Below are 25,126 nucleotides of genomic sequence, written 5' to 3' on the forward strand. Positions count from 1 at the left end.
ACATAGGGCTTATAGCCCTAGAGCAAACCACCCGTTTGACGGGTGGTTATGATTGGTTCAGGCATTCCGGCAGCTGATTCAGACAATTTTATTAGGAATTTACAATCCTTTTGATGAACCGCTTGAAGCAATGTTTGGTAATGATTATAAGCTTTTTTCAATTCATCAGACATATTATTTAAAAGTCGCTCAACAACATCTTGATCACACAATTGGCGATTTCCAAATTTATACTTTAAATTCGCATGTAGATCGAACATCGTTAATGCACTTTTCCTTTTTAAATATCCCATAAAACTTGAAATACTTATTTTTGGCGGAATACTTAAAAGCAAATACACACGATTTGGCATCATATGCACCTCTATAATTTTTTACACCTTTGTACCGACATAATAATCTAACATCATTTTGTAAATCTCGTCGATATTTATATATGACTTTTCTTCTATACTTTTGTATGTGCAAGGATATTTAGTTTATTTGCCAATTCCTAGCGTTCTGTGAACAATTTTTCATTGACTTATTAGTTTTTTCAGCCTCTTAGTATAATCCTGGAGGCTTTTGTTAAAACTAGAGTTTCAATTTTCTCACTCTGAGTTTGGGTCGAAAAATACGGTAATATCAAGCAATATTCAAAAGTATAAGAATCTATAAAACACTAAAAATAAGAAAAAAAGTGCAATTTCAGTGTTTTATGTGCATCTATTCAAACCTAATATTTACATACCAAAATATAAGTTAGATCATCCTACCAAATCTATAGGCGCTCTTTTTCATTCTAGAAATACTTAAGGTTACTTATTTATATCCATTTTCATGTCCAACTGCGTCCAATATAATAATGAATAGCGGTTGACTAATTACTGCTGTTATAGTAAACTTATATCACAAGTCCAATATAGGACAAGAAAAGGCGTGTTTTTATGAAAGCAAAACTTATTATTGATTTAATCAAAGCACATAGTAGTGGGAATGAATATTCTTTTGAGACAGCATTGTCCAATTTGGCTAGTGATGAAGAAAAAAAAGGAAATCTTTCATTATCTACTTCTTTAAAAAGGGCTTACAAGCAAAACGAATCAAATAAAGAACAAAATAACTCTTACGGTTCCACTGGCTCATTTCAATCCCAAGGTGTTACTTTTTTACCTAAAGATAAAGATAGTACACTTGATTTATTGGAAATAGTTCATCCTTCGATAAAATTAGAGAACGTTGCTTTATCAAACAAAACAAAGGATTCACTTAAACAAGTAATTGCGGAAAGAAAGATGTCAAAAGAGTTTTTAAAAAAGGGAGTTTCTCCCACGAATCGTATTTTGTTTTGTGGTCCTCCAGGATGTGGAAAAACAATGACAGCTAATGCATTAGCTGGAGAACTTGAATTACCTATTGCTTATGTAAAATTAGATGGTTTGGTTTCATCTTACTTGGGGCAAACTGGAACAAATATTAAAAAAATTTTTGATTATGTTCGAGACAAAAATATAGTATTATTTCTCGATGAATTTGATGCTATTGCTAAAAAAAGAGATGATTCTAACGAACTTGGAGAATTAAAACGTGTAGTGACTACTCTATTGCAAAATATGGATGAGTTACCCAATAATGTTTTTTTAATTGCAGCAACGAACCATCATCATATGCTTGATTCAGCTATTTGGCGAAGATTTAATTTTGCAATTCTTCTTGAACTTCCTACTTCTGAACAAAGAGAACAAATAATTAAACAAAATATAAATAATTCAATTCTTTTAAAAGATAAAGATTTACGAATGATAATTAGGTTAACTGAGGGTATGAATGGTTCAGAAATTAAAACATTTGTTGAATCCTTGATTAAGTATTCTATATTAAATAAATCTTCAAACAAGATATTATCTGATGAAATTGCTTCAATATGGTTAAACCATACTTCACTGTTTTTAAGTGAAGCCAGTGATGATTTTATCAATGCTTTAAAAACTTTAAATAACAACGGAATTTCTATTAGAGATTTGGAAAAAATAACAGGAATTCCAAAATCAACATTGAGTTATAAATTTAATAAATAAAGGAGAAACGGCAATGGATCAAGGGAAAAAACCACATTTTTGGATTTCAGATGAAGAAGTAATAGAAGTTCCAAAAAAATTAACCAGTCGTCAAAAAGAAATTGATATTGTATACAGTGAACATGGTCCTAAATTATCTGCAAGTTTAAAAAATATTGAGGAAGAAGCTAGAAATAAAAGTAACTCAAATTCTTTAGATGATAGTGAAACATTAGTTTTTAAGGTTGATGTTGCTGAAGGAAACAAAATACAGTATAAAGATGATGATTTTTCAAGCTTGGGATTAACAATTAATGCTGTTAAATCCGAAAGAACAGCAGTTGTAACAACTACCAAACAAAAATTTGAAATTTTAAAAAATCGGGTTCAAACATATACTGAAAACGGCTCAAGAAAAACAAAATTTGACTATATTGAAAATTTTTCTTCATATCTTGGAACGCAAAAAAATGCCAGTGATTTAAACAAGAAAATTTATCTTGGTGCAACTCCCCCTGTCAAAATTGATGTACAGTTTATGTTTATTCCCAAATTAGTTAAGACAGATAAAGATATAGCTTTAAAGAATATGATTGCTAAAATAAAAAGAGATAATGGTGAACTGCAAGATAATCCCTATTCATTGTCAGATGATACTTTGGTTGTTAGAGCAGTCATTCCATCGTCTTCACTTTCAAATTACGAAAATGATAGTGCGATTTATAGAATAGAAGAAACCCGTTTTTTTGAAGTAAATTTAAATTTGAGTGTTCAAAACAAGCACGAAAAAGTAACTATATCAAATCAAACAAATCTTGATTTGCTACCTATAGTTACCGTCTTAGACTCAGGAATTACATTTCCAAGTAATTTATCTCCTCTAATCTGGGATACATGGCAGCCCCATGATTTTAAAGGAAAAGATTTCTCCCATGTCACCAAAGTAGCAAGTAAAGTAATTTTCAGACACTTTAAAGAAAAAACAAGTAAATCAAATTATTCCCCTAGAGCTAGGGTAATTGATTGTCGTATACTTGATGGTTCAGTCCCTGAAAATGTAATGATTCGAAGAATCCAAGAAGCAGTTAATAAGTATTCAGATATATCAAAGATTTATAATTTATCTGCAAATACATCAGTTCCTATAGAAGCTGATGAAATGAGTATTATTGGTTATGAAATTGATGCTATTCAATTAAAAAAAGATGTTCAGTTTGTTTTATCGGCTGGAAATCATAATTTATGGCAAACAGAAAACAATCTTTCAGATATTATTGATGATGATGATTCTATTATATCTTCTCCTGCAGACTCAATGCTAGGAATAACGGTAGGTGCAATTTGTGCCGAAAAACATCCAACAAGTTTGTCTGAGAAAAATATGATTGCTCCGTATAGTAGAAAAGGACCTGGATTTTCTGGCTTTTCAAAGCCTGATGTATCGGCATATAGTGGAACAATAATATATCGTGGTAGCACTCCAATTACACCCTTTGATGAATATTCTTTAGTCATGAACAGTGAGGGACAATTACTTCCTGATTCTGGTACTAGTTTTGCTGCTCCGATAGTTTCTGGAGATTTAGCTGAAATTAGTCAAATAGTACCTGATAATGATTTACTTATTTCTAAAGCGTTGCTGTATCATAATGCAAAAATTCTGTGGGATGAAGATAACATTGATGAAGATGAATTGAGTTTGTTTCATAATTTGTATGGTAGAGGTTTATCCACAGTTGATGATAGCAAGTTTTCTTCACCATCTAAAGTTACCTTTGTAAGAAGAGGCTTTTTAAATAGAGAAAAAAAGGAACGTGTTAAAATTTATATGCCTAAATTATTAGCTGCACAGCCAGGAAGAAACGTTGCAAAAGTGACGGTTACCTGTCTTTCAAAACCACCTGTTGATAGAACAAAAGGGACTGAATACCTTAGTGCGTACGTAAGAGCCTCATTAAAAAAATCTCAAGAAAATGGTACTTTAGCTTCTGTACAACCTGCTACAAAAGAAAGTAGGAAAAAATGGGATATTTGCCATCAGTTTAGTAAAATGTTTTCTAAATTTAATGCAGGAGATTGGCAAATTTGGTTAGAACTATTTGGTAGATGGGAAGATGGGAATAATAATATTCCTTACGCTTTAGTTGTTACTATTGAAGACATGAGTGGTAACCTTGATATTTATAATGAAATTCAAAATCAAAATCGTTATCAAGCACTAAATCAAGTTAGGGTTAGAGCTCAAAATAAGTAGCAAAATAAAGATTTGTTACTAAGTTTTGGGTAAAACTGAAGTGACCCTTAAAAGTTAGGGTTCTATAAAATATTTGGTACTGATAGAAATATTTTCTATAGTACCAATTTTTATTATTATCTTTGGACCTAGTTGAGCTCGCATGCGTGCGAAATTGCGGGTGGAAAAGCAAGGGGTTAAACCAAAACGCCCCCATAAGATTTAGAATGTAGGTGTCAAAGCCAAACATTTAAAAATCGAAAGGGGACGCTAAGAATTGGCAAATAAACTAAATAGTCTTGCACATACAAAATGGTTATGCAAATACCATGTTGTATTCACACCAAAGTATAGAAGAAAAATCATATATAATCAATATCGACGAGATTTACAAAACGATATTAGATTATTATGTCAGTACAAAGGTGTAAAAAATTTAGAGAGACATATGATGCCAGATCATGTGCATTTGTTTTTAAGTACTCCACCGAAAATAAGTGTTTCAAGTTTTATGGAGTATTTGGAAGATAAAAGTGTATTAATAATGTTCGATCAATATGCAAATTTATATTTTAAATTTGCATATTGACATTTGGGGTTAGAAGGATATTACGTTAGTACAGTGAGAACGAATGAAGCAACCATCAAAAATACATTCAAGATCAAGAAAAGCATGCTCAAGTAGTTAGTAAATTGAGTGTTAGAGAGTGTGAAAACCCTTTCAAACGGTAGCAAATGCAGTTTGACTTTGATATAAAAAAACCAGCGCCTTGAGACGCTGGCAAGGGCTTATAGCCCTAGAGCAAACCACTCTGTTTGACAGGTGGTTATATTTTTTTATTTTTTCGGTTTCTTTTCAGCCAGCACCGGTTTATTATCTAAATCAGTCCGAACGACTAAAACATCACAAGCAGCCGTCCGAGTAACATATTCGGTAACTGAGCCGATTAATAATCTTTCAACGGCGTTCAAACCGGTAGCTCCAATCATAATTAAATCGACATCTTTTTCAGCTGGAATGTCTTTAGCAATAATTACTTTAGGAGCACCATATTCGATGGAATAATCAATGTTTTTTAAACCAGCAGCCTTAGCTTCAGCGACATATTTTTCAAGTGTCTTTTTTGCGGTTTCGGTAACTTGTTCAACCATTGCTGTGTCGAAACTGGAGATGTTTTGGAAAGCTCGTGTGTCAACGACATGCAGTAAATGCAATTTAGCTGTCTCACCATTTCGGCGAGTAACAGCAACAGCTTTTTTAAAAGCCAACTCAGCTTCTTTAGAGCCGTCAATTGGGACAAGAATATTATTATATTGCTGTAACATTGTCATCACCCTTTCTTTTCCTCACCTTTATTTTACCTTAAGTAGCAAGGAAATACAAAACTAAAAATTTAACGATTTTGCGGAAAAGCTGCCAGCAGTAAGAACGGTACCAAGATAACAATAACTGCATCACAGATTAAAATTAAGGCTAGCCATAAAACCGATTGCAGTAAAATTGCTACAGCGGTTAAAATTGCTAGAACAATTAAAATAGTTCCTAAAATTATGAATACTCTATTTAAACCATGATTTTTAGCAGCAGCCTGTTGAAAAAGTTCAGTTTGACGTTGTTTGAATAGGTACAACCCTAAAATCAAGAGAATAATAGTCAAAAGACCGGCCAAGATGTTGATCAAATAATTCACGGTGCATCTTCCTTTTTTAGATAATAGCTAAATCAAAGGCTGCAGCAAATAATTACTGCAGCCTCGCCAAAGATAAACTTTGTATAATCCGCATGATGCCGTTAATCATCTCTGTAGTTGAACCCGCTGACAAGCAGGGGGTCCTTGATAGAATTACCGCTAGTTTCCTTGTAATAAGGCGTGCTATTAATAATTCATCCCAAAGACCAATTATATAGTTGTTCGGTCAACCTTACGTTGTGAGATAACGCGTACATCTCAGATTTGTCTTTATCTTAGCATATCCCAGTAAGCTTTTCAAATTACGCATGTGGCGGTAATTGTTGTTTTTGGGCTGTTTTTAAGCGTTGATAACGTTCCTTTAAATTTTCTTCAAAGCGACTATTGCCTTTGGGTTGGAAATAGCTTTTATTTTGTAATTTGTCAGGTAGATATTGTTGTGCGATCCAATCATGATTGAAATCATGAGGATATTTATAGTCGATGCCGTGACCGAGTTTTTGTGCTCCTTGATAATGAGCATCTTTTAAATGAGCGGGAATTTCACCGTAAGTTCCTTGCTTAATATCTTTTAACGCAGCATCAATAGCAGTAATTGCTGCATTGGATTTAGGTGAAAGACATAATTCGATCACCGCTGCGGCTAACGGAATTCTTGCTTCCGGCAAACCGATTTTTTCAGCAGCCGTGATTGCCGCGACCGTGTGAGCTGCAGCAGTCGGGTTGGCTAAACCGATATCTTCGTAAGCAATTGTCAATAAACGGCGAAAAACGCTAACTAAATCGCCGGCCGCTAATAACCGGGCTAGATAATGTAAAGCAGCATCGGTATCAGAACCGCGAATCGATTTTTGAAAGGCCGAAATTACATCATAATGGGCATCGCCATCTTTATCTTGAACCAATGCTTTGTGTTGGATACACTCCTCAATTACTGCAAGTGTTAAATGAATTTCTTGATTTTCTTTATCCGGTGGTGTTGACTTAGCGGCCAGCTCCAAGGCATTTAAAACACTTCGCAAGTCACCATGCGTTGCTTGGGTCAATAATTGTTCGGCAGCTGGATCTAATTTGATTTTTAATTTGCCTAAACCGCGTTCCGGGTCCCTCAAGGCCCGCTGAATTGCCGTTTTAATGTCACTTTCACTTAGTGGTTTAACTTCAAAAATTTGGGTTCGACTACGAATTGCCGGGTTAATTGCGATGTAAGGATTTTCGGTGGTAGCGCCGATCAAAATGATTCGGCCGTTTTCCAAGTGAGGTAATAAAAAATCCTGTTTAGGTTTGGTTAAACGGTGGATCTCATCCAATAATAAAATAACGGTTCCGCTCATTTTAGCTTCAGCAGCTACAGCTTCTAATTCTTTTTTCGAGTCGGTCGCCGCATTCAGCGTTCGCAAAGCGTATTTAGTGGAGCCGGCAATTGCGTTTGCAATGCTGGTTTTACCAGTGCCGGGCGGCCCGTATAAAATCATTGATGATAACATTTTAGCAGTCACCATTCTACGAATAATTTTACCGGGACCTACCAGATGCTGCTGACCGATAACTTCATCAATTACTTGTGGTCGCATCCGAAAAGCGAGTGGTTTCATCTCCGCTGCCTCCTTTCTGACGAAACAATAACCATCTTATTATAACATTTTATAATGTTTTCTTAAATTCAACAGTAAGTAAGAGGGTGTCCATTAACAAATAGTTGATTTCTCAGCAAAAAAAGCTGGATTTGTTATAATGAAATTGAATCAGCAGACGGAGGAAAATTAAATGGAATTTGATGATTTAGGAAATTGGTTGAAAACAAATAAATTTTTGGCAGCCGCAACACGTTTTCGTTGGCAATTGACAGTTACCCATCAAGTTTATCAGTCAACTGGCAAAACGGTTAATTTGCAGCAATTGCTACCAGATGCTGCTGGGGAAAACTTGGCTTGGACAAATGCATCAGACTTGCTAATACTGCAGACGCCTAATTGGTTATCTAAAGCCGGAGTTTTGCAACGGTTGGAGCTGGAAACTCAGCTTCTGGTTCAGACATTGGGTAAGGATTATTTTTTAAATCCGAGTTCGACTCTTACCTCAGCTGATCAGGGGGTTACAATTCGCTGGCAGCTACCGGAAGCTTTGCTGCAGCAAAGTTATCAGGAAAAATTTAAGGCACTTGGAATTAATTATTTGACTTATCGTTCACAAATCTATTTAAAAATTTTACAGCGGTTAAATCAATATCACTGGATCTTTCTTTATTTAACAGCGGCTACTCCGCAAGGAACTGCCAAGTTGCAGCGCAGCAGCTATTGGCAGCGGCATTTTGCAGCTAAGGCGCGATCAGTTCAACAAGTAATTCCGCATCGATTAGCAGATCGCAGTTGGAAAAAACTTAATTTTCGACCATATTTGACTAAAATGCTAGTGGGACAGCAAGCGGTTGAGATCGTTGCTGGGATTGAATATGCCGGGTTAGAAGCCGATCCTTTTTACAGCACCGGATTAAATCCAGCCGTTTTGAACTTGCTGCAATTATTGACGGCTTATTTTTGGGCGGCACCGGGGATTGATACTGAAAAACTTGATCACAAGCTGCAGCAAGGAATTGATTTAAGTCAGCAAACAGCAGCTGGCAACCCATTTGCTGTTATTCCTGAATTGAAAACCGCTTTAAAACTGTTTAATCATTTAGCTGATTACCGGCGAGTTGCCAATATGAATCAAGACTTTCAGCTTTATTTTGAACGTTGGCGTTCATCATTGACAGATGGAACCCAGAATCTTAGTGGTCGTGTTTTACGGCAAGTAGGGAATAATCAAGCTAAGTTACAGCAGGTGGCTCAAAAAAATCAAACCAGATTAATCGCAAATTGGCAAAACGAAAAGTTGATTGATCATAATTCAGCTGCATTATTAACAGCAGCATTTGCTCAGGGAAAAACATTCCAGCTGATTTCACCGACAGAACATCTGGTTAAAATTGCTGATAAGTTAATTGGCGATGGTTTACTAACCGATGATACCGGTAATTTGGGGCAAAGGTGTTGGCATGATCGACAATTAGCTAGTCAATTAGCAGCCGCAGCTGGCTGGCAGGTTCCAGCACAATGGTTGATTCGCAATCGGACCGAATTTGAGGAAAAATATGCTGATTTTGCTCAAGCCGCAGTTGCGCTAAAGGGTCGCTATCAGACTGGCAGCCGAGTTTTTCGTTTGCCACCGACCGCAGCTGAATTATGGCAGCAAATTAAACAAGTTTTACAACACGATCAGGGCTGCTTAGTTGAACAGGCCCAGCCGGGAACTTGTTATCGGGTTTTAATTGCTGGTGGGGAACCGTTGAGTGTTTTAGAACGTTTGCCCCAGCAGGTAGTTGGAAATGGACGGTCGACAATTGAACAATTAATTAAGCAAAAGCAGGTTTTATTTCAGCAGCAGCGGCGAATTTTTCCTTTTGCAGCAATTGAAACAGCTACTTTAGCTGAGCAGGGACAGCAGTTGACTACTGTTTTGCCACGTGGCGTGCAGTTGCTGTTGCGTTTTGATAGCAGTTATCAAAACGGTGAAGAATATTTGGAGTTATTTTCCGAGCTTGATCCTTCATACCTGACAGCCTTAAAACGGCTGGCTGCTGATTTGAATTTGGTCAATGGTGTTTTGGACGTAATTATGCCGAACATTTATTTAAAATATCAACCACGCAATTCGAATCAATTGTTCTTCCTAACGGCACATCAAACGACAGATTTAAGAATTTTTCAGCAGTTGAAAATGGGCAGTCCACGTCCGCTGGCTAAGTTGATTTTAACGCAACTGCTTAAAAAATGAGTTTAATGACCACTAAATTTTAGATAGCTAAAAAGGGCTCTGCTATTCAGTAATCAGCAGAGTCTTTTTTAGCAATTATTAAATAATTTCAGAAATTCAATAAGGCGAACAGGTGGCTGTAAATAATGATTTGGTTGCTTGATAAATATACCGAGCGACAGCCGGCTGGTTCATTGTATAAAGATGAACTCCCGCAATTTGATTGGTCACTAAATCGGTTATTTGATTGATGGCGTAAGCTAAACCAGTTGCTCTTAATGCTTCAGGGTCGTTTTGATAACGATCAAGCATTAGTGTAAATTTAGCCGGTAAATGGCATTCACTTTGCTTTAGAACATGCAAAGCTTGAGCCCGATTGACAATGGGCATGATACCGGCTAATAAAGGCACATCAATATCAGCTAGCGCGCAGTTTTCCTGAAATTGATAAAAAGTATCGTTGGAGAAAAACATTTGCGTAATCAAACAATCACAACCCGCGGCAACTTTTGCTTTGAGGTGATGGATATCACTGACCTTATCGGGCGATTCGGGATGACTTTCTGGATAACAAGCACCAAAAAGCCGAAAGCTGCTGTCTTGTGATTTAATATAAGTCATCAAATCGCTGGCGTGGTTAAAATCCTTTTTGGGCGGACAACCGGGTGCCAAATCGCCACGCAGTACCAAAATGTTTTTGATTCCCAGTTTTTTTAATTCGATTAACACCTGATCGATCTGTGATTTGTCAAAGTAACGCGCAGTTAAATGGACAACTCCGGGAATTCCTAAAGTATTTTGGACATAATCAGCTAATTTAAGGGTCGAGTTTTCAAAGTTAAGTGTGCGATTGCTACTAGTGACACTGATAAAATTTGGCCGCAAATCTTGTAAGTCATGCAATGTTTGATAAATTTTTTGATTACTGACCGCTGTTTTAGGTGGAAAAACTTCAAATGAAAGACCTGAAGTTTCTTCAAAACTACTCATTAGACTGCAACTCCCTTCGGACTTGCCGTGCTGCTGCTGTTAAGTTCAGTAAACTAGCTTTGGTTTCTTTTTCTTGTCGTGTTTTTAGACCACAATCAGGGTTGACCCAAACATTTTCGGCGGGAACTTTGCGCAAAATTTCATGCAACTCAGCAACAATTTCCTCTTTAGTTGGAACTCGTGGTGAATGAATGTCATAAACTCCAGGACCAACCAAGGTCTTAAAATGCTGATCTTGCAGTTGCTGCAAAATTTCGAGATTGGAACGTGATGCTTCAAATGAAATTACATCAGCATCCATTTCATCAATTGCTGGAATAATATCGCCGAATTCGCTGTAGCACATATGGGTATGAATCTGCGTTTGTGGTTTGACTTGGCTATGGACCAGTCGAAAAGCCGGGATGGCCCAAGAAAGATATTCTGAATTCCAATCACTTTTTCGTAATGGTAATTTTTCGCGCAAGGCGGCTTCATCGATCTGAATGATTTTGATTCCGTGTGCTTCCAAGTCAAGTACTTCAGCTTGAATTGCTAAAGCTAACTGCCAAGTAGCTTCTTTTAACGAAATATCTTCTCGAGGGAAAGACCAATTTAAGATCGTGACCGGACCAGTCAGCATTCCTTTAACGGGTTTGGCTGTTAAGCTTTGAGCATAAGTTGACCATTCAACGGTGATAGGGCTTTTTCGGACAACATCACCCCAAATAATCGGTGGTTTGACACCGCGAGTACCATATGACTGTACCCAACCGTTTTTGGTAAACAAATAACCATCCAGATGCTGACCAAAATATTCAACCATATCATTACGTTCAAATTCACCATGAACAAGAACATCAAAACCAGCATCTTCTTGCCATTTTACCCATGTTTTGATCTGTTGCTGAATAAAGGTTCGGTATTGATCAGCTGAAATTTCTTGTTTCCGCCAAGCCGCTCGCATTTTTTTGATAGTTTTTGTTTGCGGGAAAGAGCCGATGGTTGTTGTTGGCAGTAATGGCAAATTGAGTGCCTTGCGCTGAAGTTGACGCCGTTGCTGAAATGCTGGCTGGCGAACAAAATCTTTGGCAGTCAACTGAGCTATTTTTTCTTTCAGCTCAGGATCTTCTTTTACTCGCGGTTGAGCAAAAAGCTGCTGATTTTGTTTTAGCCAATCAGGCTGTTGATGGTTATACAGCTGGTCAAGCTGAGTCAACTCGGTTAATTTTTCTTGAGCAAAAGCGAAATGTTGTTTAATTTCTGGTGCAAATGATTCAGTTTGGACACTATAAGGAATGTGAAGCAAAGAACAAGAAGTAGTTAACGTTAAATTTGCTACGGATAGCTGCTCTAATAAAGTTAAAGTCTTTTGATAGTGATTGCGCCAGATATTTTTACCATTAACAACTCCGGCGAATAAAGTTTTATTTGCTGGGAACCCGCTTTGAATCAACGCAGCATTTTTTTTGCCTTCTATCAAATCAAGTCCTATACCATCAAAGTCCAGTTTGATCAGACTGGAATAAATATCACGTACATCACCAAAATAGGTTTGCAGCAAGATTTTAAGTGGACCTTTGGCTGCCAGTAACTGTTGATAGAAATTATTGAACCAGTCGATTTGCGTTGCCGATAGATCATAAACAAGGGCTGGCTCATCAATTTGCAGCCATTCAGCACCGGCAGCAGTTAAATCCTGAATTAAGTTTGTATAGGCCGTCAGTAAATCGGCTGTAAAATCATCAGCATCGGCACCAGCGACAAATTCGGAAAGGTGCAATAATGTAAAAGGTCCAATGATCGTTGGGCGGGTTTTAATTCCTAAACGGAGCGCTTCGCAAAATTCATCTTTAATTTTGCCGCCGTCGTAATAAAATTTGGTTGTTTTAGTTAGTTGTGGGACTAAATAATGATAATTAGTGTTAAACCATTTTTTCATTGGCCAAGCCTTGAAATCACCGGCAGGTCCTTGGTATCCGCGGGCTAAAGCAAAGTACTTGTCCAATGCGGAAAGGTTGGCTGTTGCAATTTCTTGCGGTAGGGCGTGAAATAAAAAGGCGGTATCCAATAAATTATCATAGAATGAGAAATCATTGCTGGGAATTTGATTAATTCCGGCATTCTGTAGTAATTGCCAATGCCTTTTTCGTAATTCTTTTCCAGTTTGGAGCAGTTGCTCAGCAGTGATTTTTTGCCGAAAGTATTTTTCAGTTGCAAATTTTAATTCTCGTTGGGCACCGATTCGCGGAAAACCAATGATGGTAGTTGTCATAATAAAGTCCCCCTTTTGTTTAATGTTTACTGTATCATGAAAGCGGTAATTTTAATAATTGACGTTTAGCATAATTTGATATAGTTTATAGTTATAAATCAATAAGCTTTTATTGTTTTAAATTATTGTTAACTATAGTTTGTAGTTATAATTAATCATGGGGGGATGAAAATGCGGTTGCAACAATTGAAATATCTGGAAAAGATAGTCGACTGCGGATCAATCAATGTAGCTGCCAAGGAGCTTTTTTTGACTCAGCCGAGTTTGTCCAAGGCAATCAAAGAACTCGAAGCAGAGATGGGTATTCAAATTTTATTGCGGCAGCAAAGAGGAGTCAGCTTGACCAATGATGGTCGTGAATTTATGGCTTATGCTAATCAAATTTTGGATCAGGTCAGCTTGCTTGATCAAAAATACAAGAAACAAGTTTTACGGAAGCAGCTTTTTTCAGTTTCGGCGCAGCATTATGCATTTGTTGTTCATGCATTCGTCGAACTAATTAAAAATGTTAATACGGAAGAATTTCAATTTACTTTACAAGAAACAGAAACCGAAAATATTATTAAGGATTTAGCAAGTTTTAAAAGTGAATTAGGGGTATTGTATGTAAATCGTTTTAATGAAAAAGTATTGCAGAATTTATTTCGCGATAACAGTCTTGAGTTTCATCCGTTGTTTCATGTTAAACCACATGTTTTTGTCAGTCGCGATAATCCTTTGACACAAAAGAAGTCGCTCAAATTGGCTGATCTAAGTGATTATCCTTATCTATCTTATGAGCAGGGGGATAATAACTCGTTTTATTTTGAAGAAGAGATTTTAAGTAATCGGAATTATAAAATGAATGTTAAAGTCAGCGATCGGGCAACTATTTTTAATTTAATGGTTGGCATTAATGGCTACACGATCAGTTCCGGTATCATCAGTAGTGATTTAAATGACGATAAAATTGTTTCGATTCCCTTGGATGTTAATGAAGTGAGTACAATTGGCTGGTTAAAACATAAACAATTAGAATTATCACCGATTGCGCAGATGTATCTGGAATTTTTAAAAGAACATATTCGAAAATATCACTTCCAGATTTTAAATACTAATTAATATGAATTGCTAAATTTAATCAGACAAATAGGAGTAATTAAAAAGCAGTCGCGTGTGACTGCTTTTTACATATGTTTTTATTTAGAATTATTGTCGCCAATTTTGCTAATTAATCTTTTGCTACAAAAAAGACTGCTTACCCTTGATAAGGATAAACAGTCTAAGTAAGCTAAACCAATTAATTGTAAGCTTTGATAATCAGTATCACTCACATAATCAATAACTAAATTACAGTTTGTTGTAATATTCAACAATCAGTGATTCGTCGATTTCAGCCTCTAATTCGTCACGTTGTGGTAAACGAACTAAACTGCCTTCGAGTTTGTTGTCATCAAATGAAACATATGCTGGACGACCAACAACTGCTTCAAGTGCTTCTTTGACAACTTTCAATTCCTTTGAACGTTCGCGCAATGAAATAACATCGCCGACAGAAACTTCATATGAAGGAATATCAACTCGTTTACCATTAACTGTGATATGACCGTGGTTAACCAACTGACGAGCCTGACGGCGGGTAGTTGCCAAACCTAAACGGTAAACCAAGTTGTCTAAACGACGTTCCAGTAATACCATGAAGTTGTCACCATGACGACCTTCACGAATTTTGCCGGCACGAGCGAATAAATTAGCAAACTGGCGTTCTGACATACCATACATCATACGTAACTTCTGTTTTTCACGCAACTGCAAACCATATTCAGATAATTTGCGGCGATTGTTTTGACCATGGTCGCCAGGAGCATATGGGCGACGTGATAATTCTTTACCAGTGCTGCTCAATGAAATTCCGAGACGACGAGAAATTTTCCAACTTGGACCTGTATAACGAGACATAAAAAAATCCTCCAATAAATATTTTTTGGAGTAAAATAAGCGAATATCTGTTTAGTATTCGTGCATTTGCTTTTGCAATTTTCGCTTTTGCAGCCGAAAAGTTACTAATTGAACCATACTTGGCAAGTAAATGTTGACGAGCTTACCACAGACTGCTGCATTATTTTACACAAACTTAATCATAGCAAATCGAATTAAGTTCGTCAAGCCGACTGATACAAAGGACCAATTAATTCAGCAATTTCCTCTAAAAGTATTTGATCGGCTGCTGAAAAGTGGTCAAAACTGTTGGAGTCAAGATCCAAAACTCCCCAAGTGATCTTAGCATTTTTCAATGGAATGACAATTTCGGAATTAGTAGCTGCATCACAGGCAATATGACCGGCAAATTGATGAACATCAGGAACGACCAGTGTTTTTTCTTTTTGCCAAGCTTGACCACAGACACCTTGTCCAGCTGGTATCCTAGTACAAGCTGGTTTGCCTTGGAAAGGTCCAAGAATTAATTGCTGGTCAGTTGGATGATAGCAGTAAAAACCGACCCAGCTGACGTCAGGTAATTCAGTATAAAGTAAGGAAGCTACATTAGCTAAATTAGCAATTAAATTTGATTCGTCAGTTATCAAAGCAGCAGTTTGTTTAACCAAAAGATTATTTTTATTCATAATTTACCTCGTTTCCTATGGTAGATTCGTGTATCTCAGTAGTTACTTATGTTATAATCAGAATTAGATTTTAACTTTGATACCGGAATAAAGCAAGTGGCTTGCGGGCGATTGCAAAAATTTAGGAGTGTGGAACAGATGACACTGATTTTGGGTATAATTATAGTTGTAGCAGTGATTGGATATGCGATATTTTTTTACCTGCAACGTAAATATGCACAGGAAATTGTACAACGGCAGCAGCAGGCTAATACAATCGTCCAGTCATCGCTCAATGATGATTTAGCCAATATACAAGAAGTTCATCTTTCCGGGAAAACATTGGAACATTTTAAGCAGACTAAGCAGAGCTATCTTTATCTGGTTAACCATCGTCTGCCTGAGATTTCGGAACACTTGAGTGAATTGCAAGAAGCTTGTAGTCATTATCGTTTTATTGAAGTAAAACGCGAGCTGGATAAGATTACTACTAAATTGCATGATGCAGTTGAGTTACAGAAAAAAACCAATCAAGAGATTACCAATTTAAAGAGCAGCAATCAACTTCATCAAAAAAAGCAACAAGAATTGGAGCAGCGTTATCAGCAGTTGCGGAAAACGCTGTTGGCCAAGAACTTTTTGTTTGGGTCAAGTATTGATCAATTAGAAGAAAATTTAGGCAAATTAGAAGCTTCATTTGATCATTATGGCAAATTAGCCCGGCAGGGAGACTATCTGGCGGCTGATCAAGAGCTATCCCAGTTGGAAAAAGATACTGCGGTATTGTCACAGCAATTAAAACAAATTCCGGCACTTTATCGGAATCTGAAAAATGTTTTTCCGGAACAACTGACAGAGCTGGAACAGGGGACGCAGCAGTTGGAAAAACAAAATTATGGTTTTAAACAAGATGTCGCTGCGCAACTGACTCAGTTACAGTCAGAATTAGCTGAGAATATCGTAGACTTAAAAGAATTGAAACTGCCGGCTGCCGTTAAACGTGATCAGGAAATTGATCAGCAGATTAATTCATTATACGATTTGTTGGAAGCTGAAATAAAGGCCCAGCAAGCCGTATCACAGCAGCGCCCGAAATTAAAACAATTTATTCGTCATGCTCGATCGCAACAACGAGAACTTTTAGTTGAGTTGGAACGCTTACAGCAGAATTATACTTTCAATCATCATGAAATGGAAAATGGGCGAAAGTTAGAAGAACAATTAAACCAAATTGAACATGATTTTAAACAGACAGAACAAGAAATCCTTGAGAAAAGGCCGATTTATTCCGAAGTACAGCAGCAGCAAAAACAACAGGCGGAAAAATTAGCAGAAATTGAGCAGCAACAAGCAAAAATCAATCAAAGCGTACAGGGCTTGTGGCGTGAAGAAAAAGAAGCCCGCCAAGCGGCACAAGAATTTGACTTGGAGATTCATCGTATTCGACGGCAGTTAGGTAAACAAAATTTGCCAGGATTACCGCAGAATTATTTAGAATTTTTCTTTACTGTCAGCAAAGAAATTGAGAAATTAATGACAGATCTAGATCAAGCTAAAATTGATTTAGCAGCTATTACCAAGCAAATGCTGGACATTCAAGCCGATTTGGACAAATTAGCCGAAAAATCAAATGATATTGCTGATAGTGCAGCGTTGGCAGAAGTTTTATTGCAGTATGCTAATCGCTATAAAACACGTTATCCGGAAGTTGCACAAGCAGCTCAGCAGGCGGGGCAGCTTTTTAATCAAGACTATGATTATGCGGCAAGTCTTGAAAAAATTGCCACAGCTGTTGACCAAGTTGAACCGGGAGCTTATCAGAAGCTTGAAGATGAATATTATGCTAAAAATCCGAAAAAATAGATTTTATTATTGACAAATAGTAAGTAAGCGGCAAGAATTAATTTGCTGTTTTTTTTCGCGAGTTTTGTAAAAGTTGGAGGATAGAAAAATGATTTATTTTGATAATAGTGCGACAACTAAGATTGCACCGGCAGTTTTAGCCACTTATGATCAGGTATCACAAAAAGTTTGGGGCAATCCATCATCATTGCATGAATTAGGTGAACAAGCATATGGTCTGTTGGAACAATCAAGACAGCAAATTGCTGATTTACTTGGTGTGCATCCTGATGAGATCTACTTTACCAGTGGTGGAACTGAGGGCGATAACTGGGTTATTAAAGGAACAGCAATTGAGAAGCATGTTTATGGAAAACATATTATTGCTTCCAGCGTTGAACATCCGGCGGTCCTTAATTCATTAGCTCAGTTAGAAAAATTGGGCTTTGAAGTAACCTATCTGCCAGTTGATCAAACTGGTCATATTTCACCAGCTGACTTAGCTGCTGCAATTCGTCCAGACACGATTCTGGTTTCAATTATGGCAGTTAATAATGAGATTGGGGCAATCCAGCCACAATTAGAAATTGCGAAAATCTTGCAGAAGTATCCTAAAATTCATTATCATATTGATGCTGTTCAAGGAATCGGCAAGGGAATTCAAGCAATGATTATGAATGATCGCGTCGATTTTGTAACTTTTTCAGGTCATAAGTTCCATGCACCGCGCGGAATAGGTATCATGTATAAACGGCGTGGGCGCAAGCTTGCTGCTTTAATGAGCGGTGGCGGACAGGAAAAAAATCTACGCAGCGGAACTGAAAATCTTCCGGCAATTGCAGCCATGGCACGTGCATTAAGACTCTTAAAGGAAGACGAAACAGCTAAGGTTCAGCAGCAGGCAAAAATAAAAAAGTATTTACATGATGAATTAGTTAAATATCCAAAAGTTACGATGTTTTCACAAATGGATCAGACGTTTGCGCCGCATATCTTGTGTTTTACGATTGATGGTGTTCGTGGGGAAACGATCGTGCATGCTTTTGAAGCTCAGCAAATTTATATTTCAACTACCAGTGCCTGCTCTTCAAAAAAACATGTTATTTCTGGAACTTTACATGCTATGAAAATTCCTGAGAAAATTGCCACTTCAGCAATTAGAGTTAGTTTGGATGAGCACAATACGTTAGCTGAAGCTAAAGAATTTATGCAGGTTTTTGATCAGTTATACCATCGGTTTGCAAAAATCAATTCTTAAGGAGAAGGATAATTGGAATATACAGAAATTATGGTTCGCTATGGCGAATTATCAACTAAAGGCAAAAATCGCCGCAGCTTTATTGATCGATTGGCTTTTAATACCCGAGCAGTACTGCATGACTTTGCTCAGGTGGTAGTCAAAGCACAACGCGATCGGATGCATATTCAGCTGAACGGAGCTGACAGTCATCAAGTAATGGAACGGTTGCAGCAGGTTTTTGGCATTCAAAATTTTTCACCGTCAATTCGGGTCGAACGTGAATTAGAAACAGTTAAAACAACCGCATTGGCAATGATTAAAGAAAAATTTCAACCGGGGATGACTTTTAAGATCAATACCCGTCGTTCAGATCATGATTTTCAGTTGGATACCAATCAAATGAATGATCTGCTGGGCGGCTATATTTTGGATAATCTGCCAGGCATTAAAGTTAAAATGAAGAATCCTGATTTAACTTTGCGAGTTGAAATTCGTAAAAATGGTATTTTCTTATCAGGTGAAACGATTCAAGGCGCTGGCGGTTTGCCGGTGGGAACTGCTGGTAAGGGATTATTAATGATTTCAGGTGGCATTGATTCGCCGGTTGCCGGTTATTTGGCTTTAAAACGGGGCGTTGATTTGGAAATGGTCCACTTCTTCAGTCCACCGTATACTAGTGAGCAGGCTTTGCACAAAGCTCAGGAATTAACGGGTAAATTGGCGGCATTTGGCGGCAGTATTAAATTTATTCAGGTGCCATTTACCGAGATTCAAGAAACAGTTAAACATGATGTGCCAGAAGGGTATTTGATGACCGTTCAGCGGCGGTTTATGTTGCGGATAGCAGCTGCGATTGCGCAAAAACGTGAAGCGTTAGCAATTTTTAACGGTGAATCGTTGGGACAAGTAGCTTCTCAGACGCTTGAAAGTATGGTTGCTATCAATGATGTAACTAATCTGCCGATTTTACGACCAGTTGTTTCATTAGATAAAAATGAAATTATTGAAATTGCTGAAAAAATTGGAACTTTTGATTTGTCGATTATGCCATTTGAAGATTGCTGTACAATATTTGCACCACCTGCACCGAAAACTAAACCACGACTCGACCGAGCTCGAAACTATGAAAGTCGTTTAGACGTGGCTGGTTTGATGCAGCGAGCTTTAGCTGGTATCAAGATTACTGAGATCAAAGCCGGTGAAAAATTTTTGACGGAAGAACAGCCGTCATTTGCACAATTTTTATAAAATACTTGACGATTTTAACAATTAAGGATAAGATAGCGCATAAAGGCAATGATCGAGAGGTTCAAATGCGATAGTTAGTCAGCGAATGAATCAACTGGTGAGAGATTCTCTAACTGTGATTTGAATGTAGTTCGTGAGCCACTGGATTGAAGTTAATTTAGTAAGCCCAGTCGGGAGAAGTTCCCGTTAACAGTTGTTTGAGCGGAGTAAACTCAATTTAGGTGGTACCGCGGCTTTTGTCGTCCTATGTATAGATAGGACGGCTATTTTTTTTGGAAATTGCCAAATTTTGAAGGAGGAATTTGAAATGACGCGTGAAATTAAAATGTCAACCAAATATGATCCACAACAAGTTGAACCGGGCCGTTATCAAACTTGGTTGGATGAAAAATTATTTCGTCCAAGTGGGGATACAACGGCTAAACCATATTCAATTGTAATTCCGCCGCCCAATGTTACCGGCAAACTGCATTTAGGCCATGCGTGGGATACTACTTTGCAGGATATGGTTATTCGTCAGAAAAGGATGCAGGGTTATGATACGCTGTGGCTGCCAGGAATGGATCATGCCGGAATTGCTACGCAGGCGAAAGTTGAAGCTCGTTTAGCAGAAAAAAATATTTCGCGATATGATTTGGGACGAGAAAAATTCATTGCCACTGTTTGGAAATGGAAAAAAGAATACGCAGACATTATTCACCAGCAGTGGGCTAAGTTAGGTTTGTCCTTGGACTACGATCGAGAACGTTTTACTTTGGATGAAGGATTGTCAAAAGCTGTTCGCCGAGTTTTTGTAGCTTTATATCAAAAGGGATTGATCTATCGTGGCGAATATATTATTAATTGGGACCCGAAGGCACGAACGGCTTTATCCGATATTGAAGTTATTCATAAAGATACCAAGGGTGCATTTTATCATGTCAAATACCCTTTCCTTGATCCAGAGGATACTTACAATGGCCAACATTATATTGAAATTGCGACAACTCGTCCAGAAACGATGATGGGTGATGTGGCAGTGGCAGTTAATCCTAAAGATGAACGTTATCAAGCTTTAGTGGGCAAAATGCTGGTCTTACCACTGCAGGGACGTCAGATTCCAATTATTGCCGATGATTATGTTGATCCTGAATTTGGAACTGGGATGGTAAAAATTACGCCGGCCCATGATCCTAATGACTTCGGTGTTGGTAATCGGCATCATTTGGAACGAATCAATACCATGAATGAAGATGCAACCATGAATGAAAATGCTGGTAAATATGAAGGGTTGGATCGTTTTGCGGCTCGTAAGGCAATTGTGGCTGATCTGAAAGCACAAGATTATTTACTGCGAGTTGAGCCTATTGTTCATAGTGTTGGTCATTCCGAAAGAACTGGGGTCCAAGTTGAAGCGCGTTTGTCAACACAATGGTTTGTTAAAATGAAACCTTTGGCAGAAGCGGCATTGAAGAATCAAAAGACAGCTGATCGGGTTGATTTTGTTCCTGATCGGTTTGAAAATACTTTCTCTCAATGGATGGAAAATGTTCATGATTGGGTTATTTCACGTCAATTATGGTGGGGACATCAGATCCCAGCTTGGTATCATAAAAAAACCGGTGAAGTTTATGTTGGTGAAGAGGCTCCTAAAGACCCTGAAAATTGGGATCAGGATCCCGATGTTTTAGATACTTGGTTTTCAAGTGCTTTATGGCCATTTTCAACGATGGGTTGGCCGGATGAAGATGCAGCTGATTTTAAGCGATATTTTCCAACTGACACTTTAGTTACCGGCTATGATATTATTTTCTTCTGGGTTTCACGGATGATTTTTCAAAGTTTGGAATTTACTGGCAGAAGGCCGTTTAAACATGTCTTGATCCATGGACTGATCCGGGATGAACAAGGTCGCAAAATGAGTAAATCATTAGGCAACGGAATTGATCCAATGGATGTTATTGATAAATATGGTGCTGATGCTTTACGCTGGTTTTTATCAAATGGTTCTGCACCGGGGCAAGATGTCCGGTTCAGTTATAAGAAAATGGACGCTGCTTGGAATTTCATTAATAAAATTTGGAATGCCAGTCGTTTCGTAATTATGAATTTGGATGCCGACACGCAAGCCGTTTTGCCAGCTAAAAGTACTTGGAAATTGGCTGACAAGTGGATCATCAGTCGTTTAAATCAAACAATTGCCGATGTTACACGGTTATTTGATAGTTTCGAATTTGGTGAAGCTGGTCGGGCACTGTATAATTTCATTTGGGATGATTTTTGTGATTGGTATATTGAAATGTCCAAACAAGATCTCAATGATGAAAATCAAGCAACTAAAGCTAAGACGCAACAGATTCTGTGCTATGTTTTAGATCAGACTTTGCGATTGTTGCATCCGATAATGCCATTTGTTACAGAAAAAATTTGGTTGACGATGCCACATCAAGGGCAGTCATTGGTTAACGCTGCATATCCGGTAGTCCATCAGGAGTATTCAGATCCGACAGCTGAAAAACAAATGAAAAATTTGATTGAGTTAATTAAAGCAGTTCGAAATAGTCGGGCTGAGGTCAATGCACCGTTATCAAGTGCAATTGAAATTCTGATCAAACCAGCATCGGCTGAGGTTAAACAGATCTTTGAGACTAACCATGATTATATCGAACGCTTCTGCCACCCACGTGAATTGATAATTGATGAGACAGTTAAAGCACCAAAATTATCGTTAACATCAGTAATTACTGGAGCTGAAGTTTACTTACCATTGGCTGACTTGATTGATTTAAATGAAGAGATCAAGCGAATGCAAAAAGAAGCTGCCAAATTTGCTGCTGAAGTTGCGCGGGCACAAAAGAAATTAGCAAATCAGAACTTTACTGCTAAGGCACCAGAAAAAGTTGTTGCGGCTGAAAAAGCTAAATTAGCTGATTATCAAGCTAAAGAAGCTGCTGCGCAACAGCGGATCAAGGATCTACAAGCAGGTTAATTATTTATTCTCTTTTTAAGAATTTTTTTGCTAAAGAATTACAGTGTATCAAAATGCATTTTACTTTAGGGGTTGCCATTGATCAATTGTTTAAATTGATGGCGGCCCCTTTTGGTAAGCATGCAAGTATTTATTTTAACTAATTAAAGTTGATTATCCTTGCCGAGATAGATGCTTTAGTGTTTTTTTTCATGGCAATTTAAGTTAAAATATGAAAGAGAAGAGCGGGAGGCAAAAGTAATTGACGGTTAAAGATTATCAAGCAGCTTTGGCATTTATTCATGGTCGCACCAAATTCAAGAAAAGTCCACAGTTGGATCGAATGCGGTTGTTCGCTGCTGAGTTAGGGCATCCAGAAAGAAAATTTAAGACGATTCATGTAACGGGAACGAATGGCAAAGGTTCGGTGACAGCTTTTTTACGAGAGCTTTTTTTAAAACAAGGGCTGCATGTCGGCACCTATACTTCACCGTTTATTATTCGTTTCAATGACCGAATTACCTTTGATGGCCAGATGATTAGCGATCAAGAGCTGGTTGAATTGGTGAATCAAGTTCAGCCGGTAGTTAGCGAACTTGATCAGCGTTTGGAAAACCACGGCGGCGGACCAACTGAATTTGAGATTATCACGGCGATTATGTTTTTATATTTTGCTAAAAAACAACCTGATATTACAATTATTGAAGTAGGAATCGGAGGCAAATTTGATTCGACTAATATAATTGATCCACTTGTATCTGTAATCACCACGGTTGCTCATGATCATGCTAAATTATTGGGAGATACGCTAACCGAAATTGCCACGCATAAGGCAGGAATTATTAAAAACCAGCGACCAGTTGTTTTGGGAGAAATCCCACCGGCAGCTTTAACGGTTATTTGTCAACAGGCTAAAGCTAAAGCCGCACCGATCTATCAATTAAATCAAGACTTTACAGTTACCGTTAAACCAGCAGCGACATGGGGAGAAGCGATTTATTATCAAGGATTAGATCAGCATTTGAAGAATCTTCATGTTTCATTGTTAGGTAGTTTTCAACCAGCCAATGCAGCGGTAGCATTGACAGCTTTTTTATTGGCGGCTAAACAAATGCAATTAAACTGGCAGGTTGGAGCAGTTCAGCAAGCGCTGGCACAAACAAAATGGCCGGGGCGCTTCGAACCGATCAATCAGCATCCACTGGTTGTTTTAGACGGGGCTCACAATTTGGCAGCTTTTCAGGAGTTGCGGCAGACTTTGCAGACTTATTTTAAAGGTGTCAAAGTTTATGCAATTACAGCAATTTTGGCTGACAAACAACCACAGGCAATGATCGCTGAGTTGTTGAAAGTTCCGCAGTTAGAATTGACGTTGACTAGTTTTGCGGCACCGCGGCCATTGGCAGCAGAACAACAGTTAGCGGCGGCATCGCGAACAACCTATTGTCCTGATTGGCGGCAAGCTTTAGTGCAGACGATTCAACGGATGTCAGCGGATGATTTACTGTTGTTTTGCGGTTCTTTGTATTTTATTTCAGATGTGCGGCATTATTTTGTTGACTGAAGGAAAGGATTTAAATTATGAATTTGAAATTAATGATTTTTGATATGGATGGATTAGTGTTTGATTCTGAAAAGGTCTATTTCCAATCGAACTTATTTGCTGCTAAGAAATTAGGGATGGATTTTGATTTAGAATACTATCGTCAATACATTGGAGCTGGAAATGGGCAAATGCTACGGCAAATGAGCCTTGATTATGGCAGTCGCTCACTAATTGAGAAATTCATTACTTTGAGTCACGATCATGTGCAACAAGAAGTGGCGGCTCATGGATTGCCTCTAAAAAAAGGTTTTTTGGAGCTTAATCACTTTTTGCGAAAAAATAAAATCAAACAGGTTTTAGCTTCCAGCAATGACCGGGAAGCAATTGACTTTTTCCTGGAACGTTCACATATGCAAGGTGTTTTTGATGAAATTACTTCGGGAGATGATGTTGCTAATGCTAAGCCGGCTCCCGATATTTTTGAGAAAGCTTGGCGACAGGCTGGGGCTCCGTCTAAACAAGCGTCTTTAGTGCTGGAAGATTCTGTTAATGGTATCTTGGCAGCCAACCAAGCTGAGATTCCGGGCATCATGGTGCCGGACTTAATTAAACCGACACCTAAAATTGCTGCTAAAGCTGCGGCTGTACTACCAGATTTAGCGGCAGTCCGTGATTTTATTCAAGATTAATATTCGTCTCCTTTTTAATTAGCGTATTTGTTA

18 protein-coding genes, 2 pseudogenes and 1 other annotated feature are annotated in these 25,126 nt (G+C 37.9%); of the genes and pseudogenes, 12 read left to right on the forward strand and 8 right to left on the reverse strand.

Annotated features, from left to right (window positions below; translation table 11 throughout):
• Positions 1-52: 52 nt before the first annotated feature.
• Positions 53-295, forward strand: a complete 243-nt coding sequence (locus tag FC89_RS12485; RefSeq protein ID WP_157060622.1) for a hypothetical protein — start codon at positions 53-55, stop codon at positions 293-295.
• On the opposite strand, the pseudogene tnpA (FC89_RS00960) reads toward FC89_RS12485, so the two are convergent.
• A pseudogene (tnpA, locus tag FC89_RS00960) lies at positions 213-474 on the reverse strand (IS200/IS605 family transposase); the annotation flags it as partial. The gene FC89_RS12485 and the pseudogene tnpA (FC89_RS00960) sit on opposite strands and share 83 nt — an antisense overlap.
• A gap of 452 nt (positions 475-926) precedes the next feature.
• Here tnpA (FC89_RS00960) and FC89_RS00965 point away from each other — a divergent pair.
• The 3 genes and pseudogenes from FC89_RS00965 (at position 927) to tnpA (FC89_RS00975) (ending at position 5,001) form a co-directional block, all read left to right on the forward strand.
• Complete coding sequence (locus tag FC89_RS00965) at positions 927-2,057, forward strand: AAA family ATPase (RefSeq protein ID WP_057870681.1); 1,131 nt, start codon at positions 927-929, stop codon at positions 2,055-2,057.
• A 13-nt stretch (positions 2,058-2,070) separates the two neighbouring features.
• Positions 2,071-4,290 carry a S8 family peptidase gene (locus FC89_RS00970; protein WP_057870682.1) on the forward strand — a complete coding sequence of 740 codons (2,220 nt, stop codon included), beginning with the start codon at positions 2,071-2,073 and terminating at the stop codon, positions 4,288-4,290.
• 256 nt (positions 4,291-4,546) lie between these two features.
• Positions 4,547-5,001 (forward strand): annotated as a pseudogene (tnpA, locus tag FC89_RS00975) (IS200/IS605 family transposase).
• A gap of 105 nt (positions 5,002-5,106) precedes the next feature.
• Here tnpA (FC89_RS00975) and FC89_RS00980 read toward each other — a convergent pair.
• From FC89_RS00980 to FC89_RS00990, 3 genes are all read right to left on the reverse strand, one after another.
• Entirely contained in the window at positions 5,107-5,595 is a 489-nt protein-coding gene (locus FC89_RS00980) for a universal stress protein (protein WP_057870683.1), read from the reverse strand.
• A 68-nt stretch (positions 5,596-5,663) separates the two neighbouring features.
• Positions 5,664-5,960 (reverse strand): hypothetical protein, encoded by a 297-nt coding sequence (locus tag FC89_RS00985; protein ID WP_057870684.1) that lies wholly within the window; start codon positions 5,958-5,960, stop codon positions 5,664-5,666.
• A gap of 302 nt (positions 5,961-6,262) precedes the next feature.
• Positions 6,263-7,555, reverse strand: coding sequence for a replication-associated recombination protein A (locus FC89_RS00990; protein WP_057870685.1), 1,293 nt, complete (start codon positions 7,553-7,555; stop codon positions 6,263-6,265).
• A 172-nt stretch (positions 7,556-7,727) separates the two neighbouring features.
• On the opposite strand from FC89_RS00990, the gene FC89_RS00995 reads away from it, so the two are divergent.
• Positions 7,728-9,776, forward strand: a complete 2,049-nt coding sequence (locus tag FC89_RS00995; RefSeq protein ID WP_057870686.1) for a hypothetical protein — start codon at positions 7,728-7,730, stop codon at positions 9,774-9,776.
• Between the two features lie 96 nt (positions 9,777-9,872).
• Here the strand turns inward: FC89_RS00995 and metF are convergent, their stop codons facing one another.
• Both metF and metE read right to left on the reverse strand, forming a co-directional pair.
• Complete coding sequence (metF, locus tag FC89_RS01000; RefSeq protein WP_057870687.1) at positions 9,873-10,745, reverse strand: methylenetetrahydrofolate reductase [NAD(P)H]; 873 nt, start codon at positions 10,743-10,745, stop codon at positions 9,873-9,875.
• Positions 10,738-12,999, reverse strand: a complete 2,262-nt coding sequence (metE, locus tag FC89_RS01005; RefSeq protein ID WP_057870688.1) for a 5-methyltetrahydropteroyltriglutamate--homocysteine S-methyltransferase — start codon at positions 12,997-12,999, stop codon at positions 10,738-10,740. The genes metF and metE overlap by 8 nt, the downstream gene beginning before the upstream one ends.
• 171 nt (positions 13,000-13,170) lie before the next feature.
• On the opposite strand from metE, the gene FC89_RS01010 reads away from it, so the two are divergent.
• Positions 13,171-14,100: a LysR family transcriptional regulator gene (locus tag FC89_RS01010; RefSeq protein WP_057870689.1), complete on the forward strand. Its 930-nt coding sequence runs from the start codon at positions 13,171-13,173 to the stop codon at positions 14,098-14,100.
• A gap of 228 nt (positions 14,101-14,328) precedes the next feature.
• Here the strand turns inward: FC89_RS01010 and rpsD are convergent, their stop codons facing one another.
• Both rpsD and FC89_RS01020 read right to left on the reverse strand, forming a co-directional pair.
• A complete protein-coding gene (gene rpsD, locus FC89_RS01015; protein WP_057870690.1) occupies positions 14,329-14,937 on the reverse strand; it encodes a 30S ribosomal protein S4 in 609 nt (202 codons plus the stop codon).
• Between the two features lie 203 nt (positions 14,938-15,140).
• Positions 15,141-15,602: a GAF domain-containing protein gene (locus FC89_RS01020; RefSeq protein ID WP_057870691.1), complete on the reverse strand. Its 462-nt coding sequence runs from the start codon at positions 15,600-15,602 to the stop codon at positions 15,141-15,143.
• Between the two features lie 138 nt (positions 15,603-15,740).
• Here FC89_RS01020 and ezrA point away from each other — a divergent pair, with 138 nt between their 5' ends.
• The 6 genes from ezrA (at position 15,741) to FC89_RS01050 (ending at position 25,093) form a co-directional block, all read left to right on the forward strand.
• On the forward strand, positions 15,741-17,444 hold the full coding sequence (ezrA, locus tag FC89_RS01025; RefSeq protein ID WP_057870692.1) for a septation ring formation regulator EzrA: 1,704 nt from the start codon (positions 15,741-15,743) through the stop codon (positions 17,442-17,444).
• An 88-nt stretch (positions 17,445-17,532) separates the two neighbouring features.
• A complete protein-coding gene (locus tag FC89_RS01030) occupies positions 17,533-18,681 on the forward strand; it encodes a cysteine desulfurase family protein (RefSeq protein WP_057870693.1) in 1,149 nt (382 codons plus the stop codon).
• Between the two features lie 12 nt (positions 18,682-18,693).
• Positions 18,694-19,911, forward strand: a complete 1,218-nt coding sequence (gene thiI, locus FC89_RS01035; RefSeq protein WP_057870694.1) for a tRNA uracil 4-sulfurtransferase ThiI — start codon at positions 18,694-18,696, stop codon at positions 19,909-19,911.
• A 39-nt stretch (positions 19,912-19,950) separates the two neighbouring features.
• Positions 19,951-20,161 (forward strand) — a binding site (T-box leader).
• Between the two features lie 57 nt (positions 20,162-20,218).
• On the forward strand, positions 20,219-22,879 hold the full coding sequence (locus FC89_RS01040; RefSeq protein WP_057870695.1) for a valine--tRNA ligase: 2,661 nt from the start codon (positions 20,219-20,221) through the stop codon (positions 22,877-22,879).
• A 241-nt stretch (positions 22,880-23,120) separates the two neighbouring features.
• Entirely contained in the window at positions 23,121-24,422 is a 1,302-nt protein-coding gene (locus FC89_RS01045) for a bifunctional folylpolyglutamate synthase/dihydrofolate synthase (RefSeq protein ID WP_057870696.1), read from the forward strand.
• A 17-nt stretch (positions 24,423-24,439) separates the two neighbouring features.
• The gene (locus tag FC89_RS01050; RefSeq protein ID WP_057870697.1) at positions 24,440-25,093 is read left to right on the forward strand and encodes an HAD family hydrolase; all 654 of its coding nucleotides are present in this window, start codon (positions 24,440-24,442) and stop codon (positions 25,091-25,093) included.
• Positions 25,094-25,126 lie beyond the last annotated feature (33 nt).

The organism is Liquorilactobacillus ghanensis DSM 18630 (genome assembly GCF_001435235.1).
Lineage (GTDB): Bacteria > Bacillota > Bacilli > Lactobacillales > Lactobacillaceae > Liquorilactobacillus > Liquorilactobacillus ghanensis.

Coding starts and splice junctions, on each gene's coding strand:
- FC89_RS00965 (WP_057870681.1), top strand. CDS start 927: ATGAAAGCAAAACTTATTATTGATTTAATCAAAGCACATAGTAGTGGG.
- FC89_RS00970 (WP_057870682.1), top strand. CDS start 2,071: ATGGATCAAGGGAAAAAACCACATTTTTGGATTTCAGATGAAGAAGTA.
- FC89_RS00980 (WP_057870683.1), bottom strand. CDS start 5,595: ATGTTACAGCAATATAATAATATTCTTGTCCCAATTGACGGCTCTAAA.
- FC89_RS00990 (WP_057870685.1), bottom strand. CDS start 7,555: ATGAAACCACTCGCTTTTCGGATGCGACCACAAGTAATTGATGAAGTT.
- FC89_RS00995 (WP_057870686.1), top strand. CDS start 7,728: ATGGAATTTGATGATTTAGGAAATTGGTTGAAAACAAATAAATTTTTG.
- metF (WP_057870687.1), bottom strand. CDS start 10,745: ATGAGTAGTTTTGAAGAAACTTCAGGTCTTTCATTTGAAGTTTTTCCA.
- metE (WP_057870688.1), bottom strand. CDS start 12,999: ATGACAACTACCATCATTGGTTTTCCGCGAATCGGTGCCCAACGAGAA.
- FC89_RS01010 (WP_057870689.1), top strand. CDS start 13,171: ATGCGGTTGCAACAATTGAAATATCTGGAAAAGATAGTCGACTGCGGA.
- rpsD (WP_057870690.1), bottom strand. CDS start 14,937: ATGTCTCGTTATACAGGTCCAAGTTGGAAAATTTCTCGTCGTCTCGGA.
- FC89_RS01020 (WP_057870691.1), bottom strand. CDS start 15,602: ATGAATAAAAATAATCTTTTGGTTAAACAAACTGCTGCTTTGATAACT.
- ezrA (WP_057870692.1), top strand. CDS start 15,741: ATGACACTGATTTTGGGTATAATTATAGTTGTAGCAGTGATTGGATAT.
- FC89_RS01030 (WP_057870693.1), top strand. CDS start 17,533: ATGATTTATTTTGATAATAGTGCGACAACTAAGATTGCACCGGCAGTT.
- FC89_RS01040 (WP_057870695.1), top strand. CDS start 20,219: ATGACGCGTGAAATTAAAATGTCAACCAAATATGATCCACAACAAGTT.
- FC89_RS01050 (WP_057870697.1), top strand. CDS start 24,440: ATGAATTTGAAATTAATGATTTTTGATATGGATGGATTAGTGTTTGAT.